This window comes from Bacillus sp. T-10(2022) (assembly GCF_056502895.1).
This window is the reverse complement of the sequence record NZ_CP113518.1, coordinates 3,525,459-3,541,324: the sequence shown is the minus strand read 5'-3', so window position 1 is coordinate 3,541,324 and position 15,866 is coordinate 3,525,459. Positions and strand designations below refer to the sequence as shown.

16 protein-coding genes are annotated in these 15,866 nt (G+C 40.2%); 13 read left to right on the top strand and 3 right to left on the bottom strand.

The genetic code is table 11. The features are described 5' to 3' along the window. The first annotated feature begins 238 nt into the window (after positions 1–238). The 8 genes from OSJ91_RS17230 (at position 239) to OSJ91_RS17195 (ending at position 9,058) form a co-directional block, all read left to right on the top strand. Positions 239–1,327: a type III polyketide synthase gene (locus OSJ91_RS17230; protein WP_350299313.1), complete on the top strand. Its 1,089-nt coding sequence runs from the start codon at positions 239–241 to the stop codon at positions 1,325–1,327. Further along, positions 1,327–1,857, top strand: coding sequence for an isoprenylcysteine carboxyl methyltransferase family protein (locus OSJ91_RS17225; RefSeq protein ID WP_350299312.1), 531 nt, complete (start codon positions 1,327–1,329; stop codon positions 1,855–1,857). Before OSJ91_RS17230 ends, OSJ91_RS17225 begins: the two co-directional genes overlap by 1 nt. Before the next feature lie 151 nt (positions 1,858–2,008). Beyond that, a complete protein-coding gene (locus OSJ91_RS17220; RefSeq protein ID WP_350299311.1) occupies positions 2,009–2,173 on the top strand; it encodes a hypothetical protein in 165 nt (54 codons plus the stop codon). 190 nt (positions 2,174–2,363) lie between these two features. Further along, positions 2,364–6,077: a dynamin family protein gene (locus OSJ91_RS17215; RefSeq protein WP_485890130.1), complete on the top strand. Its 3,714-nt coding sequence runs from the start codon at positions 2,364–2,366 to the stop codon at positions 6,075–6,077. Between the two features lie 15 nt (positions 6,078–6,092). Then, the gene (locus tag OSJ91_RS17210) at positions 6,093–6,854 is read left to right on the top strand and encodes a nucleotidyltransferase domain-containing protein (RefSeq protein ID WP_485890129.1); all 762 of its coding nucleotides are present in this window, start codon (positions 6,093–6,095) and stop codon (positions 6,852–6,854) included. 12 nt (positions 6,855–6,866) lie between these two features. Beyond that, complete coding sequence (locus OSJ91_RS17205) at positions 6,867–7,694, top strand: sulfurtransferase (protein ID WP_485890128.1); 828 nt, start codon at positions 6,867–6,869, stop codon at positions 7,692–7,694. 85 nt (positions 7,695–7,779) lie between these two features. Continuing rightward, on the top strand, positions 7,780–8,655 hold the full coding sequence (locus tag OSJ91_RS17200) for a 5'-3' exonuclease (protein WP_350302903.1): 876 nt from the start codon (positions 7,780–7,782) through the stop codon (positions 8,653–8,655). 109 nt (positions 8,656–8,764) lie between these two features. Further along, positions 8,765–9,058, top strand: coding sequence for a DUF6123 family protein (locus tag OSJ91_RS17195; RefSeq protein WP_048688421.1), 294 nt, complete (start codon positions 8,765–8,767; stop codon positions 9,056–9,058). A 46-nt stretch (positions 9,059–9,104) separates the two neighbouring features. On the opposite strand, the gene OSJ91_RS17190 is transcribed toward OSJ91_RS17195, so the two are convergent. Both OSJ91_RS17190 and OSJ91_RS17185 read right to left on the bottom strand, forming a co-directional pair. Then, complete coding sequence (locus OSJ91_RS17190) at positions 9,105–10,013, bottom strand: DMT family transporter (protein WP_350299307.1); 909 nt, start codon at positions 10,011–10,013, stop codon at positions 9,105–9,107. Next, a complete protein-coding gene (locus tag OSJ91_RS17185; RefSeq protein WP_350299306.1) occupies positions 9,997–10,410 on the bottom strand; it encodes a reverse transcriptase-like protein in 414 nt (137 codons plus the stop codon). The genes OSJ91_RS17190 and OSJ91_RS17185 overlap by 17 nt, the downstream gene beginning before the upstream one ends. 220 nt (positions 10,411–10,630) lie before the next feature. On the opposite strand from OSJ91_RS17185, the gene OSJ91_RS17180 reads away from it, so the two are divergent. From OSJ91_RS17180 to OSJ91_RS17170, 3 genes are all read left to right on the top strand, one after another. Beyond that, entirely contained in the window at positions 10,631–11,302 is a 672-nt protein-coding gene (locus OSJ91_RS17180; protein ID WP_485890127.1) for a ribonuclease H family protein, read from the top strand. 5 nt (positions 11,303–11,307) lie between these two features. Further along, the gene (locus tag OSJ91_RS17175; RefSeq protein WP_101222353.1) at positions 11,308–11,493 is read left to right on the top strand and encodes a zinc-finger domain-containing protein; all 186 of its coding nucleotides are present in this window, start codon (positions 11,308–11,310) and stop codon (positions 11,491–11,493) included. 83 nt (positions 11,494–11,576) lie between these two features. Further along, the gene (locus OSJ91_RS17170; RefSeq protein ID WP_485890126.1) at positions 11,577–12,554 is read left to right on the top strand and encodes an HD-GYP domain-containing protein; all 978 of its coding nucleotides are present in this window, start codon (positions 11,577–11,579) and stop codon (positions 12,552–12,554) included. Between the two features lie 12 nt (positions 12,555–12,566). Here OSJ91_RS17170 and OSJ91_RS17165 read toward each other — a convergent pair whose 3' ends face one another. Next, the gene (locus OSJ91_RS17165) at positions 12,567–13,031 is read right to left on the bottom strand and encodes an RrF2 family transcriptional regulator (RefSeq protein WP_350299303.1); all 465 of its coding nucleotides are present in this window, start codon (positions 13,029–13,031) and stop codon (positions 12,567–12,569) included. A gap of 170 nt (positions 13,032–13,201) precedes the next feature. Between OSJ91_RS17165 and hmpA the strand changes: the two genes are divergently transcribed. Continuing rightward, positions 13,202–14,410: an NO-inducible flavohemoprotein gene (gene hmpA, locus OSJ91_RS17160; RefSeq protein WP_350299302.1), complete on the top strand. Its 1,209-nt coding sequence runs from the start codon at positions 13,202–13,204 to the stop codon at positions 14,408–14,410. A gap of 334 nt (positions 14,411–14,744) precedes the next feature. Then, positions 14,745–15,833, top strand: coding sequence for a glutamate 5-kinase (gene proB, locus OSJ91_RS17155; RefSeq protein WP_485890125.1), 1,089 nt, complete (start codon positions 14,745–14,747; stop codon positions 15,831–15,833). Positions 15,834–15,866: the final 33 nt, after the last annotated feature.

The following is a 15,866-nucleotide window of genomic DNA, read 5'->3' as shown; positions in this document are numbered from 1 at the left end:
GGGAAAAGCGCGTCCAAGGGAGGACCCCACAGGCGCAAGGGATCCGAGGAGGCTCCCGGACCGCCCGCGGAAAGCGAGTGCCTGGAGTGGAAATCAACAAATTTGTACAAGCCATAAAAAAACTGTAGACAAACTCGATTTTGATCGAGTTTGTCTACAGTCTGCCATATAGCTATAAAGCATAATTGATATCCTGGTGGGTATATTAACCATATCATGAATAATCAGGGGTGGAATCATGCCATATTTATTATCTGCATCACATATAAAGCTGCCACATTTACTCTCACAGGAAAAGATCATGGAATTTTCGAGAGAAATATTTGGGGCATCATTTAAAAATATAGAACGGTTACTAAAAGCTTTTAAGAATGGGCAAGTGGAAAATCGGTATTTTTCAAATGATCTTGATTGGTTTAAAGAGGATCATTCTTTTGCCGAGCGGAATGATTTATATATTGAGCAGGCAGTCAAGTTTGGGAAAGAAGCTATAGAAAAATGCTTAGCCAACAGAGAATTTTTAAAAGAAGAACTGCAGGCAAACGAGCTAGATGCTTTCTTCTTTATCTCAAGCACGGGGATTGCTACCCCGACCATTGATGCCAGGATAATGAATGAACTTCCATTTAACCCGCATACTAAAAGGATTCCGATTTGGGGGCTTGGCTGTGCAGGGGGAGCGAGTGGCCTATCACGTGCTTTTGAATATTGCCAAGCATACCCGACGGCAAAGGTCATTGTTTTAAGCGTGGAGTTATGCAGTCTGACATTTCAAAGGAACGATATCTCCAAAAGTAATTTAATTGGAACTTCCTTATTTTCTGATGGAGTAAGCTGTATTTTGGTTTGCGGTGATGAAGTGCCGAATGAACAGTTTTCAAAAAAAGTAAGACATTTGCAATTTTTGGATTCTCAATCTACGCTTATGCCGAATTCATTGGATGTAATGGGGTGGGATGTTAAAGATCAAGGATTATACGTGATTTTTTCGAAAGATATCCCTACAATCATCAAGGATTGGCTTAAACCGAATGTTCAAGAGTTCTTAATGGAGAATGGATTCGATCTAAGTGACATAAAAGATTTCATCGCTCATCCTGGAGGCAAAAAAGTAATCGATGCTTATCACGAAGCCCTCGGATTCGATGAAAGCATGACGGCAGAGTCAATGAGCGTATTGAGGGAATTTGGAAATATGTCCTCGGCAACTATTTTGTACGTCCTTGAGAGGTTCATGCAGCGGGGCGGGAATAAAGGTGAGGTGGGCTTGGCTGCTGCATTAGGGCCTGGGTTTTCATCTGAACTTGTGTTAATGAGGTGGAAGTGATGATCTTTGCCATTTTCATTATCTTGATCGCAATACAACGCCTGGTTGAATTATATATCGCCAAACAAAACGAAAAACAGCTGAAAGCTGCAGGAGCATTGGAATACGGTGAGTCCCATTACAGATGGATGGTTCTAATGCATATTAGTTTTTTTATTGTTCTCATTATTGAAGTAGTCGCGCTTGAAAGGGATATGTCTGGACTTTGGCCAATTTGGCTGACCCTTTTTCTAATTGCGCAGTCAGGCAGGATTTGGGCAATCCGTTCATTGGGAAAACATTGGAATACAAAAATCATAGTGGTTCCCGATGCCGATGTAGTCATTAAAGGTCCTTATAAATATTTCAAACATCCGAACTATATCATAGTCGCAACTGAGATTTTAGTTATTTCCTTATTATTCAATGCATATTATACTGCTATCATCTTTAGTTTATTGAATGTTTGGATGATGACGGTAAGAATCCCGCTGGAAGAAAAGGCTTTAAAGGAACATACGGAATATTCTACGGTTTTTAAGGGAAAATAATAAAAAAATTTAATTTCTTATTGAAAATGATTATCGTTCGTGATAAGATTCTAAATGAAGATGAAAATTATTCTCATTCGGATTTCGATAATTTTATTTAAATAACTAATAACTAATAACTAAAAGCTAAACAATATATAAGAGGATGGTGTTGGTAATGGTTTGGGTATTCATTTTATTGACAATCGCTACATATGGTTTTGTGATGAAACATGTATTGAATAATATTCAAAAACCGGCAAAGGCAGTAAAACCTTATATTGAGTCACCAATTGAAAACCGAGCTGCTTTTAACCCCACCCCTACAACCAGGTAAACATCCTGGTTTTTTTGCATTCCAAGTCAATATGAATCAAACTGCAGAATCCACCAATCGGTGGATTTTTTTTTTTGAACATGGACTGTAATGAATCATATAGTAAAAATAAAGCTGATGGTATGAATAACAAACGAAATCGTTTACAATAAGAATATCAAAATGACGATAGATTAAGGGGTATGGATTCATGATTCAAGAAACATTAAAGCAACAGTCCAAATTGGGGATTTTGACTGCCATGTATGAGAAATTTCAATCGGCAGGTGATACAGGCAATGCCGATAAACTGAAACAGTTAATCATGAAAGTGAATAATGAGGAGTTCATCATTGCTTTTTGCGGGCATTTTTCAGCGGGGAAATCCAGTATGATCAATTTTTTCCTTGGTGATCAAGTACTGCCTTCAAGTCCGATTCCAACGAGTGCAAATACGGTAAAAGTCCAAAAAGGGGAAGACTATGCCAAGGTCTTTTACCATCATCAGCCACCAGTATTATTTCCTGCACCTTATGATTTTAAAGAGGTCAAGAAATTTGCCAAGGATGGAGACTCAGTATCGGCAATAACGATAAGCTCCAATGATTTTTCACTGCCGGATTCATGTGCGATCATGGATACGCCAGGAATTGATTCAACCGATGATGCACATAGAGTTTCTACGGAATCTGCCTTGCATCTAGCTGATGTTGTCTTCTATGTCATGGACTACAATCACGTCCAATCAGAGGTGAACTTCCTATTCACGAAAGAATTGTTAGAGGCTGAAAAACCGACATACTTAATTATCAATATGATTGATAAGCATGATGAGAACGAGCTTAGCTTTCAAGACTTCAAGCTTTCCGTTTCTGAAGCATTTGCGAACTGGAATGTATATCCTGATGGGATTTTTTATACTTCCGTAAGAGACTTGAACAATAGTGAAAATGAAATAGAAGTGGTCAAGCAATTCATATATGAAATGGCTGGAAAAGGTCTAAATGATGGCAAAGATGCCATCATGCAATCGGCTAATGCCCTTGTCGAAAGGCATCTTAATTGGCTGAAGGAGCAGTATGAAGAGGAACATGCCGATGATTTTGAAGTATTGTCAGAACTTCCTCATGAAGAACGAGTACACCTGACGAATCAAGTGGACAGCCTATTGAAAGAAAAAAAATCATTAACGGGACGCATAGAGGACATCAAGGTCCAATATGCTGATGCATTAGAAACGATTTTGAAAGGTGCGTACATCATGCCCGCGGCAACACGGGACCTAGGTAAATCTTTCTTGGAATCCGCTCAGCCCGACTTTAAAATGGGATTATTATTTGCCAAGAAAAAAACGGATGCCGAACGTGAGGCGCGTATCAAGGCGTTCTTGAACGATCTACAAGAAAAGGTGAAAACCCAGCTTGAATGGCATCTTAAAGAATTAGCCGTTAAAATGCTTAATCAGGCGGAGATCCATGATTCAACACTTGAAGGTAAGGCTCAGGCACTTCAGATCGAGGTAACGGAATCTTACATAAAAAACTCTTTGAGGCCTCAAGTCGATATTACGGGTGAATACGTTTTAAACTATACGAATGATTTGGCATCAGCCATCAAAAAGAAAGCACGTGATGTATCTGAAGGATTTTTGAATGAAATGGTTACCGTTATGGAAGGAATAGTGGAACAGCAGTCTATATCCATCGATAAGGAGCTTGAAGGTTATTCTGAATTTGCGGAAGCACTTAAAGTTACTGCTGCGATGAACGCGGAAATCGTTTACCAAACGGAGCGTTTAGAGGCCATTGCAAATCAAACTGAATCATTAGTCGATGAACGCGATATTGATATGCTTTTAACTCAATGGAATGAAGAGGAAAAAAATATTACGGTCAAAATCATGAAAACCGATAAAGGAAGTAATTCAAGGTCTGTCAACGAACAACCTGAAAGTGATCATGATAAAGAAAACAAGGAAGCTGTACCTTCCGTGACAGTTTCTTCATCTGATGCTGCTGATTTACGCGGAAAAGAAAAGCTGATGGAGACTGCAGCGAGTTTGAATCAGGCGGCCAAGCTGATCCAACCTTTGAGAGGATTTCAATCACTTTATAAGGAATTGAAAGAGAAGGCAAATCGCTTGGAACAGCAGACGTTCACGGTTGCCCTCTTCGGTGCATTCAGTGCGGGCAAATCTTCCTTCGCCAATGCGTTGATGGGAGAAAGCGTCCTTCCTGTTTCACCAAATCCGACAACTGCGGCAATCAACAAAATCATGTCTTCGGACGCTGAGCATCCACATGGAACGGCAACCGTCAAATTAAAGACCGAAGCGATGCTGTTGGAAGATGTAAGCCTGGCCTTGGCAGCTTTTGATAAATCGGCAAAGACTCTAGATGAAGCCCTCCAACTAGCAGGGCAAATCATTGCGAAGGCGGGGGAAGTTGATAAGGGGAAGACTCATTTATCCTTTCTAAGGGCGTTTCATCAAGGACTGCCTGAGTACCAAAATGATTTAGGAAATGTGGTTACGGTAGATCTTGAAGGATTTAAACGTTTTGCTGCAGAAGAGTCCAAGTCATGTCTTGTTGATCTGATTGAATTGCGTTATGACTGTGAAATGACTAAGCAGGGGATGGTCCTTGTTGACACGCCTGGGGCGGATTCGATAAATGCACGACATACAGGAGCAGCTTTCGAATATATTAAGAATTCGGATGCCATCCTTTTTGTGACCTATTATAATCACCCATTCTCACGGGCAGACAGGGAGTTCTTGATACAACTTGGACGTGTGAAAGATTCATTCGCTATGGATAAGATGTTTTTCATTGTCAATGCCGTCGATCTGGCACAAACCACTGACGAATTGGACGAAGTGATGGATTATGTCACAGATCAATTGAATGGATTCGGAATCCGTTTTCCAAAACTGTTCCCGCTTACGAGTAAGGGAGCGTTGATGGAAAAACAAACGCCTGGTTCATTTAAGCATTCGTTCCTTCCTAATAGCGGAATCTCGGAATTCCAAGGCCAATTCGATTCTTTCATAGAAAACGATTTAACTGGACTTGCAATTGAATCGGCTCAAGCGGCTGTAAAAAGAACGGAAGAACTGCTACGAGATGTAATTACAGCTTCCAGGCAAGATGAGAAAGCGAAACAAAAAGCCCTGGAGACCCTTTCTCAAGAGGCACAGTCCATTTCGGAACTCCTCTCAGTCATTAAAGGGGATGGAGAAAAGCAACGTTTGAAAAAAGAAGTCGACGAATTGACTTTCTATAGTAAACAACGAGTCTTCTTCCGGTTTAATGATTTCTTTAAAGAATCGTTCAATCCGGCTGTTTTAAAAGATGATGGAGGCGATCTGAAAATTGTCCTCAAGCAATCGATGAAGAACTTATTGGATGCGCTAGGCTTTGACCTTGCCCAGGAAATGCGGGCAACGGCATTAAGGACGGAAATGTTCGTAAATAAATTACTGAATGAGAAACAAAGCAGTTTGCTTCAGCAAATGCAAAAAGTAAGAAGAACCCTTTCATTGCAGCCATATGAACCTAATGAGAGGGAGTCCATTGAATTTACAGGAGCTTTTGCCCAATTGGATACGGGGGAATTCAAAAAGGAATTGGCATTATTTAAAAATCCAAAATCTTTCTTTGAAAAAAATGAGAAAGCGAAAATGAGCGAAGGACTTCAGAAGCGTTTGGATGAACCTGCCCTTATTTATGTTAAAGAACAGGGTGAGCGGATTTTCGAAATGTATAATGAAGTCCTCGATCAAGAGTTACTCGCGATTCAAAAAGAGTTTAAGACGGAAATATCGGATATCTTTGCAGGCTTACGTGCAGCATTGGAGGAAACGGTCGATTTACCGTATTATGAAAATGCTGTAGCTGAATTGGCAAAAATGCATTCGAAATAGAAACGAGGTTCATTCATGAAAGAAAACCTTATTTCAAGTTTGAGATACCTGGAAAAGAAAGAGGATATGACCATTTTGATGGCTGCTGTTACTGGCAGCCATTCTTTTGGTTTATCATCCGGCCAATCTGATTATGATGTTCGATTTATATATGTTCATAATGATAAGCGATCATACCTAAGCTTAAGTCAGCCAGTTGAAGTCATTCAAATGAAAGAAGGCCAATTTGACATGGAAGGCTGGGATCTATTTAAATCATCACGTCTTACCTTAAAGAGTAATCCTGCTTTATTTGAATTATTTCAGTCGCAAATCAAGTTGATTATGCATCCGGATTATTATAGGAAGATGAATGGTTTGATAGCGGATTGCTATTCCAAAAAGGCACTGGGGCATCACTATTATCGGATGATGAGCGACAATCTTCAACAATTGACAAAAACAATGGAATCCAAAAGAAAAGAACTAAAAATATGGGTACAAGTATGCCGTTCATATTTAATCTTGGAATATATCATCCAACGGGGTTCGCTGCCACCTTTATCGGTGTGGGAATTACTTGATTTGGTTTCAATTGATCAAGAATTGAAAACCGGGATGACCCGGATATTCAAGGCAAAACAAATGGAAGAATGTATAAGCGACAATGAAAGTGAAAAGAATCTTTCGCTATTAGAAGGGAAATCACTTTCCTTAAAGAATGAGATAACTAAGCTACATCAAGGGAAGAGCATGGAAACGGAGCTTAATGATTTAATTTGGGCCATTTTGAAGTAGGGGGTTATACAGATGAGTTTATTAATCGAAAAAGAAGAGCTGTTGCCGTTGTTGAATTCCAATGATATCAGAATTTGTGACTGCCGCTTTCAGCTAGGCACTCCTGATGCAGGGGATAAGGCATACAAAAAAGACCATATTTCCGGCGCTGTTTATTTCGATCTAGAAAAGGACTTATCGGGTCAGGTTAAAGAACATGGCGGAAGACATCCTCTTCCTGACCTGGAAACCATTAAAGGTAAACTGGAATCAAATGGAATCACCAACGATACGGTACTTATTGCTTATGATGGCGGCGAAGGTTCTTTTGCTTCCAGGTTTGCTTGGCTGCTGAGCTACCTTGGGCATCGGAAAGTTTTTGTTCTTAACGGGGGATATCGCGCCTGGAGTGATGCAGGCTATCCCATTGACTCGAATCAAACGAATTATGTGCCAGCAGAATATCATATCGATTTAAATGAGTCCGTTTTTGCTTCTTTTCAAACAGTAAAGAATTACACAATAAATAGGCCAGACGATGTCATTTTAATCGATTCAAGGGAATCTAAACGCTACGAGGGAATTGAAGAGCCGATTGATAAAAAAGCCGGCCATATACCTGGTGCCGTAAATAAGGTGTGGACGAACGTTCTGGAAAATGGCTATTTTAAAAAGAAGGAAGATCTTCAGTCAAATTTCACAGGCATCGGTAATGATAAGGAAATCATTGTGTACTGCGGTTCAGGTGTAACGGCATCACCAAATTATATCGCTCTGAAAGAAGCGGGCTTTAAAGATGTGAAGATTTATATTGGCAGTTTCAGTGACTGGATCTCCTACGATGATAATCCAATTGAATAATATTTTTTCCAATTAAACGATCCTTAAAAAAGGGGACGGTTATGTTAAAATGGAAGTACATCATGATAGAGGTGATAATGTGTTAATGAAAGAAAACGAGCAGCATACTTCCTTTATGCTTGTCGATGGGATGGCGCTTTTATTTAGAGCTTTTTATGCAACGGCTGTTACTGGTCAATTCATGATTAACTCGAAAGGCATACCAACCAATGCCGTTCAAGGTTTTTTGAAGCATATGCTGACGGCGGTGAATCACTTTTCACCCAGTCATGTAGCGGTGTGCTGGGATATGGGCAGCAAGACCTTCAGAAATGAATTATTTGATGGATACAAGGCTAATCGATCAGAAGCTCCAGTCGAAATGATACCTCAATTCGACCTGGCGAAAAAAGCGGTTGAAGCATTTGATATCCCTAACATAGGGCTCTCTGGATATGAGGCGGATGACTGTATCGGGACAATTGCCAAGGCATCTGCCCAACATAGCCGGGTGGGTATATTGACTGGCGATCAAGATATGCTTCAGTTAATAGATGAAAACATTTCCGTACTTTTGTTAAAAAAAGGGTATGGTAACTATGAGGTGCATAATCCCGATAGCTTTTTTGAATGGAAAGGGATCACACCAAGACAAATGATCGATTTAAAAGCTTTAATGGGTGATACAGCTGATAACTATCCCGGAGTTAAAGGAATTGGGGAAAAGACAGCGTTGAAATTATTGATCCAGTATCAAAGTATCGAAGGGATTCTTGAAAATGTTGCTTCATTGACGAATGGGCAGAGGGCTAAAATTGAATCTGCCGTCGATATGCTTCATTTATCCAGAAAGCTAGCAGAAATAAAATGTGATGTACCAATTTCATGTTCTTTGGACGATGCGGTCTATCAGTATGATCGCGAGAAGGTCAAAAATCTGGCTAGGGATCATGAATTCAGGGCTTTACTGCGAATGATCTAATCAAAAAAGGGGAGCTTCCCAATGGGAGCTCCTTTATTTTGTACGGTGATTTTTTTGTCGAAAAATGGATAGTCAAAATCTTTGATATACGGTAAGATGAAAATAAGGCATGAAGTATGGAGTGGATGCAGAAGTGGCGAAATCAACTGAAGAGTATGTTAGTTTTTTAGAAGGTAAGGGTTTCACTTTTGGTAATGACGCTATTGGTTTTATTTATTTTGGTAAGCGCTACACGGATGCAAGTGATATTTTAGTCAATGCAGCAATAGAATTGACATTGAAGGTACAAAAGAATTTTGATGGCAGCTTCTATATTTCCTTTTTGGAAAACTTAAAACAAAATGGCATTGAAACGCGTAGTGCAGCGGTATCGTTTGCAAAAGAACAGGGGCTGCTAAAATAAATCGGACTTCATAACTTAGAAGTCCGATTTGTTTTATTGGGCTATTTTAAGAAAGCTCCTGTGTCACCTGTTTCTTTTTCTTAACAGGCAGTTCAGCGAATATCATTCCCAAGAAAATGAATGCGCAGCCGATGATGGAGGCGGTAGTCAATTTTTCCCCTATCAATATGTATGAGGATAACGCAGCAAAAACCGGTTCCATTGAAAAGATCAGCGCCACTCTTGTAGGTGTCGTATAGGCTTGGAAGAAGGTTTGAGCGAAAAAGGCGAACGCCGTGGCAAGGGCTGCAGTAACCAATAAAGCAGTCCATACATCCTTCTTTAACATGACCTCTGGGCTGAAGATGACGGAATGATTCTCGTTGAAAATGAAGGCTGAAACAAATGATAATAAAGATACGGTCGAAACCTGAATCAGCGTCAACGGTAAGGCGGGTAGGGTCTTGGCATATCTAGCGGTAGTAATGATCTGCATGGCAAAACTGATTGCGCATAAAAATACCAGTAAATCACCGATATTCAAATTGGAGCGGTCAGCGAAAGTCATTAGATAAAGCCCAATGGTTGCCGCTGCGACACCGATCATTGTATTGCGGGAAAGCCGATGTTTTAAAAGCAGCAAGGAAAAAACAGGTACCATGACGACACTTAATCCTGTAATGAAGCCTGTCTTGGCAGGAGTCGTATAATTCAATCCGATCGTTTGAAGCCCATATCCCAGAAAAAGCCAAACCCCAATATGAAACCCGGCTATGATGAGGCCCTTATTCCAAGTTTTCCCCTTTTTGTGTAAAGTCGATATGTAAGGAATGAGCAAGAAAACGAAGGCCATGAAGAAACGGACGGCATTAAACGTGAATGGGTCAAGAAATGATAGGGCATTTTGAACCATGACAAAAGTGACACCCCAGATGAATACAACGAATAATAACGAAAAATCAGCTGTCTTGTTCATGAATTTCCTCAGCCTTATTCATGCGAATGGCCCGTCTCGCCAATTCATCCGCGGACTTGTTTTCGAGGTTTGGAATCCATTTAATGAAAAATAATTCAAGCTCGTCGGAAAGCTTTAGCGCCCGTTCCAGCAATATCGCATACTTATTTTTTGCAAATCTTTTTTCAATGGCCTGGTTGATGGCTTGGGAGTCAGTACGGAAAGAAACGATTTGATACTTATTGGCTACACAAATTTCCAATGCTTTGATTAAAGCATGGTACTCCGCTTCATGGTTTTCCATATTTCCAAGCGGAAATGAATGCCTCTCGACCACACCGTTATTATTTATGAAAACACCTGCGCCGCTCGGCCCGGGATTGCCCGCACTGGCACCATCAATATACACTTCGATCAATATATGCTCCTCCTCGAGTTTAACTGTCAATATGCCTTAATAAAAAACGTTTCATATAAAATAAGATTGAAACATGAGAATTTCAGGCTGATATGGGAACTATAATTAAAAAGAGTGATTCAAATGCTTACAATATATTATAAAGGGTATGACGAAAAAAAGGTATGAAAATTGTAAGCTGTTCTTCATGAATGGTGAATGGATAAGGAGCTGGAAATCTTTGAAGGTAATTATGCAATGGACATATCATGCTTCAAAAAAACCATCTGCCGATTTCGTTTCGGATTGGCTTGATGCCGGGACTGCACTGGTCATTACGGAAGACCTTGAAAAGGCAGGAAGGCTGAAAGAAGTGGAATTCAAGGATGAATTCGATACAACATGGACGAAGAAAGAGCTAAAGAAACTCCTGACGGAAGTTGAGGAAGAGCCGCAGGATGTGACGGTTTTTTTTGATGGCGGTTTTCAAAAAGATGAAAAGGTGGCAGGACTCGGTGTAGCGATTTATTTTCGTCAAGGTAAGAAGTTCTGGCGGTTACGCACCAACGTGAAATTGGACCAATTCGAATCCAATAATGAAGCTGAATATGCGGCCTTTCATGAAGCGGTCAAACAGATGGAAGAACTTGGGGTCCACCATCAAAGCTGTGTCTTTAAAGGGGATTCTCTAGTTGTCTTAAATCAACTTTCCGGTGAATGGCCCTGTATGGAAGAAAACTTAAATAAATGGCTGGACCGCATTGAAGCGAAACTGGATAAATTAAAGATCATTCCGGTCTGCAAGCCAATTTCTCGGAAGGAAAATCAGGAAGCTGATCGCCTGGCAACACTTGCACTGCAGGGAAAAGCCATTTTCAGCAAAATAGAGATTGCTGAGCCAAAGGAGCCATAACAACAATGAACAGGAAAAAAATATATGAAGAAGTGGAAGATGTTCTCGCTTCATTTTGTCAGGATTGTTTTTTACGAAAGCATTTTCGAAAAGAGAAGGGGCGTACATATGCCCATCAGTTTTGTATTTCAGAATGTACGGTTGGTGAAAAATTAAAACGGCTGGGCAATGAACTTAGTGACCGAACTTAAGTGCCAAAAATTGTTTACATTAAGACACAATGTCATGAAGGATATGGTATTATAGGTAAAAAATAGAGAAAAGTGTGAGAGCAATGAAAAATAGAAGAGGGAAGCTGATTAATAAAGCGAATCCGCCTCTTACCATACCTGAAATTGATTTCATGATGGAAGAATTGAAAAAAGGTGAATCTACTTTAACTGATGATCATGTACAACCTATAGTAAAGATTCATGAAAGAATCAACAAAGCTTCTATTCAAATCAAAAACATCTTTCAAGATATACGTAAAGAAGGAAAAATACAGCTTGAAAAGGTTGAAGTGATTAAAGCTGAGGTAGCACCTGTCATTGCACAAGCTGCAAAGAACCCTGATGTTTATTACCTTTTCAAAGAGATGCAAGCAAACAACGACTATACGTATAAGCACAATATCGGTGTCGGAATCATTGCCACTTATCTAGGGATGAAGCTTGGATTATCGAAAGAAAACCTTTCAGCACTGACACTGGCAGCCACGCTGCATGACGTTGGTAAAACTAAGATTCCGGATAGTATATTGGAAAAGCCGGGTAGACTGACTGCGGCAGAATATGAAGAAATGAAACGACATGCCATCTATGGTTATGAATTACTTAAAAATATCCCTGGAATCCCATCATCGATTGCATTAACAGCCCTTCAGCACCATGAACGGGAAGATGGGAAAGGCTATCCACTTGGTCTGATGGGGAATGATATCCATCATCATTCGAAAATCGTCGCAATAGCCGATGTATTCCATGCGATGTCTTCAAATCGTGTATATCATCAGGCCATGCCGTTTTATAAGGTGATTGAGCAAATGAACAGCGATATGTTCGGTAAATTCAATCCAGAAATACTGCTGGAGTTTGTAAACCGATTAATGTCCACTTTAGTCGGAAAAGAAGTCGCGCTTACCAATGGACGCATCGGGACGATCATCATGATCAATCCATACGATCCCCTTAAAGTCCTATTGAAAACCAGTTCAGGGATCATGGATTTGCGAATGGAAAAAGAATGGCAGATTGAACGAATCATCGGATAAAAAAGAGCCCGATTATAAAAAATCGGGCTTTTCGTCATTCTGCTTTACTGAATCGAAATAAGTTTTGAGCATCACTTTATTTTCGCTGAAGTCTGCAATCGTATATTGATCAAGGACCTTTAAAAAAGCATCCAAGGCATTATTAAGGACAAATTTCAATGAACAAACGGGAGAAATCACACAGTTATCGTGATCTTTAAAACATTCCACTAAATAAAAATCTTCTTCGGTTCTCCGTACCAGTTCCCCTACATTTATTTCGGCGGGTGATTTTGCAAGCCGGAAACCGCCATTTCTTCCACGTATCGTCTCAATATAGCCTAATTTACCTAGATTATGAACAATCTTCATCAAGTGATTTTTAGACAGTTGATAAACTTCAGATATCTCTTTAATATTTGACAATTTGCTTTGGTCGTGGGAAGCCAGGTAAATCAACACTCTAAGTGAGTAATCGGAATAACTCGTCAACCTCATGTTTATCGCCTCACATTCTATCCCCATTAGACTATATCATAAATGTGAACATTTTATAAACATGAAAACTTATTATTTAAAAAGATGTATAAAAAATATTGCTTTTAATGCATTTAAGTTCTAATATAAACATGTATTTAAAATACTTGTTTATGAAGAGGGGTTTACCTATGCTATCCCAGAAAACTATCGATGTTATCAAATCAACCGTACCCGTATTAGAAGTGCATGGTGCAACTATCACAACTGTATTCTATAAAAATCTTTTTGAAGCACATCCTGAATTGTTAAATGTCTTTAATCACGCCAATCAAAAAAAGGGGCGCCAGCAAACTGCACTTGCCAACACGGTTTTGGCAGCGGCTAAACATATAGATCAACTTGAAACGATCTTACCTGCCGTGAAGCAAATAGCACAAAAACACAGAAGTCTTGCAGTTAAAGCTGAACATTATCCCATTGTTGGAGAATATCTATTAGGTGCAATCAAGGAAGTGTTACAAGATTCGGCTACAGAAGAGATCCTCCAAGCTTGGGGAGAGGCCTATGGAGTCATTGCCGATGTCTTCATTAGCATCGAAAAGGAAATGTACGACGAAGCTTCCAATCAGGTCGGCGGATGGTCTGATTTCAAACGATTCACAGTGGTGGAAAAAGTACGGGAAAGTGACGTAATCACTTCCTTTTATTTAAAGCCAGCAAATGGAGACAAGGTTCCTGCATTTCTTCCAGGACAATATATTACGGTTCGCATCGAGATACCGGGTGAACGTTATTTATTCAACCGTCAGTATAGTTTGTCTGATGTTCCGGGAAAAGATTACTTCCGGATTTCCGTTAAAAAAGAAAAGCCTGGAACCTCTCCTGATGGAAGGGTCTCTAACTACTTGCATGAATCCATTCAGATGGGTGACAGTATTGACGTAACGGCTCCTGCAGGTGATTTCACCATTGATTTGGGAAAACGGACTCCGGCAGTATTCTTGAGCGGAGGCGTTGGAATAACGCCTTTCATGAGTATGGTTCATGCAGTAGCTGAACAAACACCTGAGCGTGATGTCCAATTCATTCACGCATCCGATAAAGGCACTTTACAGCCGTTCAGAACGGAACTGACAGATCTAACGCACAAGCTTGCCAGTTATCATTTATCCTTTGTCTTTAAAAATCCGAGTGAGGATGATAAGAACCTGCCGAATTTTGCAAAGGAAGGGTATGTTGATAAGGAATTATTGAGCAGTATTGTTAAACCTGAAGCTGATTATTATGTGTGCGGCCCTGTGCCTTTCATGAAGTCCATCATCACTTACCTTAAAGAGCTTGGGGTAGAAATGGATAAAATTCACTATGAGTTCTTCGGCCCAGCCATGGCGATATAAGGTTCATTCATAGAAGGAATGTTATTGACATCAAGAAGATAATTTTGCATACTATATTAAAACAATGAACGTTGAGAGAAGATTAGTATGCGAGAATCACTGTGACAGAGAGCGGCGTCAATTGCTGGAAGACCCGCGACAGGAAAGCGCAGAACCTGCTTCTTGAGTCCTATGCAAAACATAGGCGCAAATCCTGGCGTTATCAGGCAAAGTGGAATGCATGAACTTGCATTCAATGAAGGTGGTACCACGGAGAGCAGCCCTTTTCGTCCTTATTTCGAGGATGAAAAGGGCTTTTTTTCATGTCTTAGATATTTATTGGAGGAAGTAATCGATGGAAAAGAAACGCATCGTTGTAAAGATAGGAAGTAGTTCTTTGACCAACACACAAGGTGAAATCGACCAGAATAAATTTTCCGATCATATCCAGGCAGTGGCAGCATTAAGGAAAGCCGGACATGAAGTTGTCCTTGTTTCATCAGGTGCTGTAGCGACAGGTTTTCGCAAGCTTGGCTATCCGACGAGACCTGTCACTCTCAAAGGAAAACAAGCTGCTGCAGCTGTAGGTCAAAGCCTATTGATTCAATCGTATATGGAACAATTAGGGCATTTTGGAATCGTTCCGGCGCAGATTTTATTAACAAGGAAAGATTTCTCGAAAAAAGATAGATATAAAAATGCATATGCCACATTGATGGAATTGCTTGAACGCGGCATCCTTCCGATTATAAATGAAAATGATACAGTATCGGTCGAGGAGTTGACTTTTGGTGATAATGATATGCTATCCGCCTTAGTAAGCGGGCTTGTCCACGCGACCAACTTGATCATATTAACGGACATTAATGGGCTTTATGATTCCAATCCACAGACAAATCCAGGGGCTAAACGATTTGAAAAGCTATCCGAAATAACGGAGGATTTATTGCAAATGGCAGAAGGTGCAGGATCCAATGTCGGAACCGGTGGGATGAAATCGAAGCTGATTGCAGCACAAACTGCATTGTCTCTAGGGGTGAAAGTATTCATCGGTTCTGGTTTGGGAAGTGATAAACTTCTAAAAATCCTTGAAGACAATGGTGATGGCACGTATATTGGGAATGATGTCTTGACGACGGTAACGAAAAACAAACAATGGATATCCCTTCATTCACAAGTATCCGGGAAAATTTTCGTAGATGAAGGTGCCGAAAGGGCCTTGGTTTCAAATGGCAGCAGTCTGCTGCCAGCTGGAATTTATGAAATTAAAGGAGTCTTCAATAAGGGTGATGTTGTCGAAGTCTTTGGTGCAAATGGGTTATTAGGGCGGGGTGAGGTCCTTTATTCCGACGAAGAATTAAAACAGGCGATGGGAAAGAGGACATCCGAGCTTATAATCACTTCCATAGAAGTTATCCATCGCGATAAATGGGTGAAAGCATAAAAACTCAATTTCAAGAAAAAAGGGGGAATTTAG